At 59.6% G+C, this 327-nt stretch carries 1 rRNA gene; it reads left to right on the top strand.

The annotated features are described in order from the left end of the window. Positions 1–327, top strand: a 16S ribosomal RNA gene (locus tag HPT30_RS00535); the annotation flags it as partial.

The following is a 327-nucleotide window of genomic DNA, read 5'->3' as shown; positions in this document are numbered from 1 at the left end:
GGCTCACCAAGGCGACGATGCGTAGCCGACCTGAGAGGGTGAACGGCCACACTGGGACTGAGACACGGCCCAGACTCCTACGGGAGGCAGCAGTAGGGAATCTTCCGCAATGGGCGAAAGCCTGACGGAGCAACGCCGCGTGAGTGATGAAGGTTTTCGGATCGTAAAGCTCTGTTGCCAGGGAAGAACGTCCGGTAGAGTAACTGCTACCGGAGTGACGGTACCTGAGAAGAAAGCCCCGGCTAACTACGTGCCAGCAGCCGCGGTAATACGTAGGGGGCAAGCGTTGTCCGGAATTATTGGGCGTAAAGCGCGCGCAGGCGGCTA

The sequence above is a fragment of the Paenibacillus agri genome, from assembly GCF_013359945.1.
Classification (GTDB): Bacteria; Bacillota; Bacilli; order Paenibacillales; family Paenibacillaceae; genus Paenibacillus_AQ; species Paenibacillus_AQ agri.
This window is presented reverse-complemented; position numbering and strand designations above follow the sequence as displayed.